General features: G+C 74.5%; 8 protein-coding genes. 3 read left to right on the top strand and 5 right to left on the bottom strand.

Translation table 11 applies throughout. The annotated features are described in order from the left end of the window. Window positions 1–387: 387 nt before the first annotated feature. The gene (gene thrS, locus ABZ490_RS51775; protein WP_359007943.1) at window positions 388–1,596 is read right to left on the bottom strand and encodes a threonine--tRNA ligase; all 1,209 of its coding nucleotides are present in this window, start codon (window positions 1,594–1,596) and stop codon (window positions 388–390) included. A gap of 307 nt (window positions 1,597–1,903) precedes the next feature. On the opposite strand from thrS, the gene ABZ490_RS51770 reads away from it, so the two are divergent. After that, complete coding sequence (locus ABZ490_RS51770) at window positions 1,904–2,677, top strand: hypothetical protein (RefSeq protein ID WP_359007940.1); 774 nt, start codon at window positions 1,904–1,906, stop codon at window positions 2,675–2,677. Window positions 2,678–2,693: 16 nt separating this feature from the next. On the opposite strand, the gene ABZ490_RS51765 is transcribed toward ABZ490_RS51770, so the two are convergent. The 3 genes from ABZ490_RS51765 to ABZ490_RS51755 form a co-directional block, all read right to left on the bottom strand. Then, entirely contained in the window at window positions 2,694–3,419 is a 726-nt protein-coding gene (locus ABZ490_RS51765) for a GAF and ANTAR domain-containing protein (RefSeq protein ID WP_359007937.1), read from the bottom strand. Window positions 3,420–3,531: 112 nt separating this feature from the next. After that, window positions 3,532–4,245, bottom strand: coding sequence for a TIGR03943 family protein (locus ABZ490_RS51760; protein WP_359007934.1), 714 nt, complete (start codon window positions 4,243–4,245; stop codon window positions 3,532–3,534). Then, on the bottom strand, window positions 4,242–5,243 hold the full coding sequence (locus tag ABZ490_RS51755; protein WP_359007931.1) for a permease: 1,002 nt from the start codon (window positions 5,241–5,243) through the stop codon (window positions 4,242–4,244). Before ABZ490_RS51755 ends, ABZ490_RS51760 begins: the two co-directional genes overlap by 4 nt. Before the next feature lie 125 nt (window positions 5,244–5,368). On the opposite strand from ABZ490_RS51755, the gene ABZ490_RS51750 reads away from it, so the two are divergent. Beyond that, window positions 5,369–5,929 (top strand): YciI family protein, encoded by a 561-nt coding sequence (locus ABZ490_RS51750; protein ID WP_359007927.1) that lies wholly within the window; start codon window positions 5,369–5,371, stop codon window positions 5,927–5,929. Between the two features lie 15 nt (window positions 5,930–5,944). Here the strand turns inward: ABZ490_RS51750 and ABZ490_RS51745 are convergent, their stop codons facing one another. Beyond that, a complete protein-coding gene (locus ABZ490_RS51745; RefSeq protein WP_359007924.1) occupies window positions 5,945–7,288 on the bottom strand; it encodes a helix-turn-helix domain-containing protein in 1,344 nt (447 codons plus the stop codon). A 132-nt stretch (window positions 7,289–7,420) separates the two neighbouring features. Here ABZ490_RS51745 and ABZ490_RS51740 point away from each other — a divergent pair, with 132 nt between their 5' ends. After that, window positions 7,421–7,582 (top strand): hypothetical protein, encoded by a 162-nt coding sequence (locus ABZ490_RS51740; RefSeq protein WP_359007921.1) that lies wholly within the window; start codon window positions 7,421–7,423, stop codon window positions 7,580–7,582. Window positions 7,583–7,667 lie beyond the last annotated feature (85 nt).

Raw genomic sequence — 7,667 nt, 5'->3', positions numbered from 1 at the left:
AACTAATTCGTGACTGGTTTTCAGAAGTGTGCTCTTGCTTTACCCCGTCCCCACCCGGGTCCACGCCGGTCCCCACCTGGTCGGCACCCGGCCCGCACCGGTCCGCACCCAGCCCGCACCGGTCCCCACCCAGCCCGCACCGGTCCCCACCCCGTCCCCACCCGGGTCCACGCCGGTCCCCACCTGGTCGGCACCCGGCCCGCACCGGCCCGCACCGGTCCCCACCCAGTCCCCACCCAGTCCGCACCGGTCCCCACCCCGTCCCCACCCGGGTCCACGCCGGTCCGCGCCGGTCCCCACCCGGCCCGCACCCAAGTCCGCACCGGTCCCCACCCGACCCGCACCCGATCCGCACCGGTCCCCACCCGACCCGCGCCCCGTCTCCGCTCAGTCCCACAGTCCGATTCTCCGGGCCGCCACCCGCTCAGCGATCCGCCGCACCAGCTCGTCCGCGGGCAGTTCGCCGGGGCGGCGGCCGTCCCGTAGCCGTACGGCGGCCAGCCCGCCGCTCGCCTCCCGCTCCCCGATCACCGCGAGGTACGGCACCCGCCGCGCCGCCCGGATCCGCGCCCCCAGGCTGCCCTCGCGGGCCGCCTCCGCGCGCAGCCCCGCCGCCGACGCCCTCCGCACCAGCTCGGCCGCCGCCCCCTCCTGGGCCTCCGACACCGGCAGCACGACCAGCTGGACCGGCGCCAGCCAGGCCGGGAAGGCCCCGCCGTGCTCCTCGATCAGCTGCGCCACCGCCCGCTCCACACTGCCGATCACACTGCGGTGCACCATCACCGGCCGGTGTCTCGCCCCGTCGGCGCCGGTGTAGTGCAGAGCGAAACGGGCGGGCTGGTGGAAGTCGATCTGCACGGTGGACAGGGTCGCCTCCCGGCCGGCCCGGTCCGCGATCTGCACGTCGATCTTCGGGCCGTAGAAGGCAGCCTCGCCCTCCGCCTCCTCGTACGCGATCCCCGCACCCTCCAGGACCTCCCGCAGCAGCGCGGTCGCCCGGCTCCACAGCCCGGGATCGGCCACGTACTTGCCGCCCGCGCCCGGCAGGGAGAGCCGGTACCGGGAGGCGCTGATGCCGAGGTCGGCGTAGGCGCGCCGGATCAGCCCGAGGGCCGCGCGGGCCTCGTCCACGGCCTGCTCCGGGGTGCAGAAGATGTGCGCGTCGTTGAGCTGGATGGCCCGCACCCGGGTGAGACCGCCCAGCACCCCCGACAGCTCGGAACGGTACATGCCACCCAACTCGGCGATACGGAGAGGCAGTTCACGGTAGCTGTGGGAGCGGGAGCGGTAGATCAGGGCGTGGTGGGGGCAGAGACTGGGGCGCAGCAGCATCTGTTCCGCGCCGAGGTCCATGGGCGGGAACATGTCCTCGCCGTAGTGGTCCCAGTGGCCGGAGATCTCGTACAGCTCGCGTTTGCCGAGCACCGGCGAGTACACATGCCGGTAGCCGGCCGCGCGCTCGGCCTCCCGGACGTACTCCTCCAGGGTGTGCCGCACGATCGCGCCGTCCGGCAGCCAGTACGGCAGGCCCGCGCCCATCAGGGGGTCGGTGTCGAAGAGGTCGAGTTCGCGGCCGAGGCGGCGGTGGTCGGGCATCCGGGTCTCCCAGGTGAGCGGGGGCGGGGCGGACCGGGACACGACGAAGCCCCGGGGCGCTCGCCCCGGGGCTTCGGTCATCCATGCATCGGATCAGCGCGCCGGGACGGTGTCCGGCGTCGTCGTGAGGGACGGCTGGGCGCGCTGCATACGGCGACCCTAGCGACGCGGACCGGCCGGCGACGAACGGTTTTCCACCGCGCGCAGCAACGCCCGTAACCCGTACGGCCCGCCGCGCTGGTCGGTCCGCGGCGGCGGTGCTGCCGTGGGAGGAGGCACGTATCCCCACGTCAGGAGGCACCCCCCGATGAACCGCCGCGCGCTCCTCGCCTCCTCACTGCTGCTCACGACCGTCACCGGGTGCGCCACCCTCGGTCTGGAGCACCCGCCGACGGCCGCCCCCGCCGAACCGACCGTCCAGGCCTCCACCAGCAAGCCCGCCGCGTCGGCCGCCCCGCGCGTCCTCAGCGACAGCCAGGCGCAGGCGGCCCTCATCACCGCCGAGGATCTCGGCGCGCCCTGGCTCCCGACCGGCGGCGCGGCGACCTGGCGGGACGGGCTGCTGAAGGCGAGCACCCCGGTCGCCGAGTGCCAGAAGCTCCTCGACGCCCTGTACACCGACGAGCTGTTCGGCGCCCCCGCCCGCGCGGTCGTCGGGCTCGACGACCCCGACGCCGCCGCCCAGTTGCGCTACCAGCTCACCGGCCGGAGCACGGCGGACATGGACCGGACGCTGGCCTGGCTGAAGGAACTGCCGCAGAAATGCGCCCGGTTCACGGCCACGGCCGGGAAGGACACGGTGGAGGACGTGCAGGTGACCGACCTGCCGCTGCCGGAGGTGGGCGACGCGCGGCAGGGACTGCGGGTGACGCTGACCCTGTGGGGCACCGCCGGGGACAACGCCGACGGGGAGCCGACCGCCCTCGCGCTGGACGTGGCCGCCGTCCGGGCGGGCGAGGACGGGTTCGCGCTGACCAACGGCGGCCTGGGCGACGTACCGAACGAGGCGACGCAGGCGGCCGTTCAGCTCGGGGTACGACGGCTGGCGGACGTACGCAAGCAGGGCCGGGTCCAGGTCTGACGGCGCGCCCGGCGGCTCAGTCGCGGTCGTCGAAGCGGGTGCGGCGGCCGACCACCTCCCGGCCCTCGTCGAGGACCGTACGGCCGTGCGCGAAGGCGTGCGCGCGCAGCCGGGCCAGCGCGTCGTCCGCGCCGACGCCGAGCTGGGCCATGACCATCCCGACGGCCTGGTGGACGACGTCGTGTTCGGTGGCGAGGGCGCTCAGCCACGGCTCCTCACCGGGCGGGCGCAGACCGTCGTCCTCCCCGAGCGGCAGGGCCGTCAGGGCCGCCGTCAGCACGTCCGCCACGAGCTGTGCCGTCCGCACCTCGTCCCCGGCGAGTTCACCGGGGACGTCACGGTAGAGGTCGAGGGTGCCCAGGCAGGCCGTGCGGTCGCCGAGCGGCAGCGCGTACACCGCGCGCACCCCGGCGGCCGCGGCCTGCTGGGCGAAGACCGGCCAGCGCACGGCGTCCCGGCCGCCCCGCAGATCGGAGGCGTACACGGGCGCGCCGGTCTCGGCGGCCCACAGACAGGGCCCGTCCCCCAGGGTGGCCTGCATCTCCATCAGGTCCGCGGCCCGGGCGCTGCTCGCGCTCAGCGGTACGGGGATGCCCTCGCCGCACAGCGCCACGCTCGCCCCGCTCACCGGCAGCAGCCGCACCGCGACGGTGCACAGCCGCTCGGGCACCTCGCCCGGTTCGGCCCCGCGCACCGCGTCGGCGAGGACCGCCGCGATCCGCTCCCGCTCCCGGTCGAGCACGGCGACCACCTCCGAGCGAGGGGCCGGTCGGTCGGCTCCCCACGCCCGCCGGGTACCCGCCGCCACCTCCGGGAACCACCGTTGCGCCCGCTTCTCGTCTACGGCTTCTCGTCTACGGCTTCTCGTAGGGATCCGCCGGCTGCTTCACCCGGATCGTCCGCGCCGCGTCGAGCACCGGCGGCCAGGCCGCGTCGGAGCCCAGCGTGCCCTCGGGGTGCCAGGTGCCGGTGACGGTGACCCAGGTGTCGGTGGGCGGGGCGTCGTCGTCGGCGCCCCGGATCTCGACCTTGCCGGTGGTGGCGTCGGCGGCGCAGCAGGTGACGAGGAGCCGGGTGACGTACCAGGAGCCGTCGTCACCGCGGGTGACGAAGCCGGTCAGCCGGACGGTCCGGCCCTTCAGTGAGCGGCCGCTGTCGTAGATCGCGCGGGAGCTGAACTCGGCGACGGTGAGGCTGAGGGGATCCCCGTCCGGAAGCGCGGGAAACGTGCCGACCCCCTGCGCGGCCCGCTGGGCGGCCTCGCGGTCGGCGCTGTAGGAGCCGAGGGCAGGTGGCGGGAAGAGGAGCAGGGCGAGGGCGGGAAGGACGAGGAGCCAGGCGGTGCGGGGCCCGTGATGATGCCCGTGCCCGTGCCCGTGTTCGTGTTCGTGTTCGTCGCGGAGTACGGCCGTCACCAGGCCGAGCAGCACGAGCGCGACCCCCGAGACGATCAGGTAGGGCCTGAGGCCCGCCTGTACATAGCGCAGACAGAGGTCGCCGAAGAGGGTGATGCGCAGGACGGCCGCTCCCGTGAGCAGGAGGAGGACCGTCGGTCCGTGACGCCTCACAGCAGCCACCACCCCACGAGGACACTGGCCGCGACGGCCACCAGCCAGGTGGCGGAGGCGAACCGGACGGCGAAGGAGCGGCCGAAGGTGCCGGTCTGGAGGGCGAGCAGTTTCAGGTCCACCATCGGGCCGACCACCATGAACGCCAGCCGGGCGGTGGCCGGGAAGGCGCTGAGGGAGGCGGCGACGAAGGCGTCGGCCTCGCTGCACACGCACAGCACCACGGCGAGCAGGGCCGACAGCGGCACGGCGATCCACACGGACCCGGTGAAGACGTCGAGGACGGACCGGGGGACGGCGATGTTGAAGGTGGCCGCGGCGGCGGCGCCCAGCACGAGGAAGCCGCCGGCGTGCAGGAAGTCGTGCCGGAGGCCGAGGAGGAAGGCACGGGGGCCTTCGGCGTGGGGCGCCGGGCGTCTCGGCGGCCGCAGCCACTCCTCCTTCCCGAACCGCGCCCACAGCCAGCCCATGACGACGGCGGTGCCGAGGGAGGCGAGCAGCCGGGCGAGGACCATCGCGGGCTGCCCCGGGAAGGCGAGGGAGGTGGCGACGAGCACGACGGGGTTGATCGCGGGCGCGGACAGCAGGAAGGCGAGGGCGGCGGCCGGGGCCACCCCGCGCCGCATCAGGCTTCCGGCCACGGGGACGGAGGCGCACTCGCAGCCCGGCAGCACGGCACCGGCGACACCGGCCACGGGGACGGCGAGGGCGGGGTTGCGGGGCAGGAGGCGTTTCAGGGCCCGCTCGGGCACGAAGGCGCCGATGGCGGCGGAGACGACGGTGCCGAGCAGCAGGAACGGCACGCCCTGGACGGCGACGGCGGTGAACACGGTCCACCAGGCGGCCACGGGCGGGGTGTACAGATCGAGCGCGAGCGTGGGCCCGAGCACGGCGGCGACGGTCGCCACGGCGACGAGGGCGGCCCCGCCGACCCCGGCGTACACGAACGCCCGTACGACGACGCGCACCCCGTCGCCGACCGCCCGCTGACTCACCACCCGCGGGACGCTAACGACGGGCGCTGTGCCCGACCCGGGCCCCACCTCGGTGGAACCTGTGATTCCGGTTGGGCCGGCGAAATTCCGGTGTACCGGGGACCGCCGGGGCCGAAAGACTGGCGGGCATGGAGTTCTTCTGTCACCACCGCGACCGGCCCGGCTCCCTGCCCCTGCGTGAGGAACTGCTCGAAGAGCACTGGTCGTACATGGACCGGTACGCGTCGGAGATGATCGCCCGCGGCCCGACGATGTCCGGGCCGGACGGGGTGCCCACCGGCAGTGTGCACATCGTCGACCTGGCCACTCCGGCGGCCGCCCGCGCGTTCGCCTTCGACGAGCCCGGCTACCAGGCGGGTGTGTACCGGGACGTCCTGCTGCGGCGGTGGCGGAACCTGCTGGGGCGCACGATGTGGGAGTTCCCCGGGGGGCGGACCGGTGGCGACCGGTTCCTGGTCCTCGGCCTGGGCGCGGGCGAGGCGGCCGCCGAGGACACCGTGCCGCCGGGCCGGGACGAGCTGATCGCCTATGGGCCGCTGCTGTCCGACGACGGGAGCGTCCGGCTGGGGACGGCGGCACTGGTGCGGGCGCCGGGCGCGGACGCGGCCCGCGCGGTCCTGGACGCGGACCGGTACGCGGACGTCGAGGTCCACCCCTGGCAGTTCGGCGGCCGGCCGCCCACGGCCTGAACGCCTACGGCCCGGCTACAGCGGGGGCTGGGCCGGGGCCGGGCCCAGGGTGGTGGTGCCGGGGGCCGTGCGGTGGCCGAGGCCGGTGCGGTAGGCGTCCAGGGCGGCCTCCACCCGGCCCGTGCGCCGCAGCAGATCCCCCAGCAGACGGCACAGGTCGGCGAGGTCGCCGGCGGCGCCCGCGCGTTCCAGCAGGCTCAGCGCCCGGACGTAGTGCTCCTCGGCCGCCTCGGTGTCGCGGGCGTCCTCGGCGATGATGCCGAGCAAACGGTGCGCGGCGGCCGAGTGGACGGCGCCGCGTTCGGAGGAGAGGTCGCCGAGGACGTCGTGGAGCAGGGCCGAGGCCTCCTGCGAGCGGCCCCGGCGGTGCAGGACGTCGGCCAGTTCGACGGCGACCTGGCTGCCGTAGAGGGCGGCGCCCTGGGCGGCGAGCATGTCCTGCGCCTGCTTCAACTCCCCTTCCGCGCGCTCCAGTTCGCCGTTCTGGGCGTAGACGTATCCGCGCATCCAGTGGCAGTTGGCGAGTTCGGTGCGCAACTGGAGCTGCCGGTAGAGCTCGGCGGCCTTGGCGAGGGAGGCGTCGGCCTCGGCGAGCCGGCCCTCGGCGAGGAGGGTCCGGGCGACGGAACGGTGCATCCGGGCGACCAGCGCGGGGTCGGCGACCTGCGGCGCCAGGGCGAGGGCGAACTCGGCGGCCTGGGCGGCGCGGGCCTGCGCGCCCATGTCCATGTAGGGGCCGATGACGGAGGCGTACAGGAGCAGCAGGGCGTCGGGATCGTGCAGTCCGCCCCGGTTGAGCTCGTCGAGGGTGGACTCCAGCAGGTAGACGGCGTAGCGGAGTTCACCGGCGAGGTAGTGGGAGACGGCGCGTCCGCGCAGGGCGGGGACGCGGACCGGCAGCGGGGCGTCGGCGAGGCATTCCTCGGCGCGCTCGAAGTAGTGGCGGGCCTTCTCCAGGTCGCCGGTGGAGATCTCGCACTCGCCGAGCCCGAGCAGCGCACCGGACTGCTCCTCGGTGAGCCCGTGCTCCTCGGCCTCGGTGAGCAGGACGGCGTACTGGGCGGCGGCCTCCTGCGCCGCGCCCGTGGCGAGGGCCCGCTGGGCCTCGGTGAGGCGGAGCCGCAGATCGGTGACGAGGCGGGCGGAGCGCCCCGTCGCCAGCTCCTGGAAGTCCACGCCGAGCCGGTCGGCGATGTGCCGCAGCGCCTCGTCGGAGGGCCGCACCCGGCCGGCCTCCAGCGTGGACACGTAGGCGGGTGTGTACGTCGGCTCCGCCAACTGCCGTTGTGTCAGCCCGCGTTCGACGCGCAACCGCTGCACGCGCCGCCCGATGACCTCCGGTTCGTCCCGTTCTCCCACGTCCCGTGTACCCCCAACCACCCCTGAGCCTCTTGCCGTTGGAGTGTCGCAGCCCCTAGGTTAAACGGCGAATTAAGCATGCTTAATACCTGAGTGTCATGCGCCGTAGTCCGCCGATGTTGTGAGGTTGCCGTGCCCGGACCCACATCCCCCCACCACGGACACCGTTACGCCAGGGCCCTCGCCGCCGCCGTCCTGGCCGCCACCACCCTGATCACCGCGGCCAACGCGATCCCGGCCCGGGCCACCCCCACCCCACCGACGGCCCAGGAACAGCCCGCGGGCCGTTACTGACTTTTGCGACGTAATGTCGTTGGGGGCTGACGATGTGTGATCGTTGCGGTATGCCGGTTGTGTGAGATATCCGCAGGGTGGTGGG

The organism is Streptomyces sp. NPDC005811 (assembly GCF_040630405.1).
GTDB lineage: Bacteria > Actinomycetota > Actinomycetes > Streptomycetales > Streptomycetaceae > Streptomyces.
This window is presented reverse-complemented; position numbering and strand designations above follow the sequence as displayed.

Coding starts and splice junctions, on each gene's coding strand:
- thrS (WP_359007943.1), bottom strand. CDS start 1,596: ATGCCCGACCACCGCCGCCTCGGCCGCGAACTCGACCTCTTCGACACC.
- ABZ490_RS51770 (WP_359007940.1), top strand. CDS start 1,904: ATGAACCGCCGCGCGCTCCTCGCCTCCTCACTGCTGCTCACGACCGTC.
- ABZ490_RS51750 (WP_359007927.1), top strand. CDS start 5,369: ATGGAGTTCTTCTGTCACCACCGCGACCGGCCCGGCTCCCTGCCCCTG.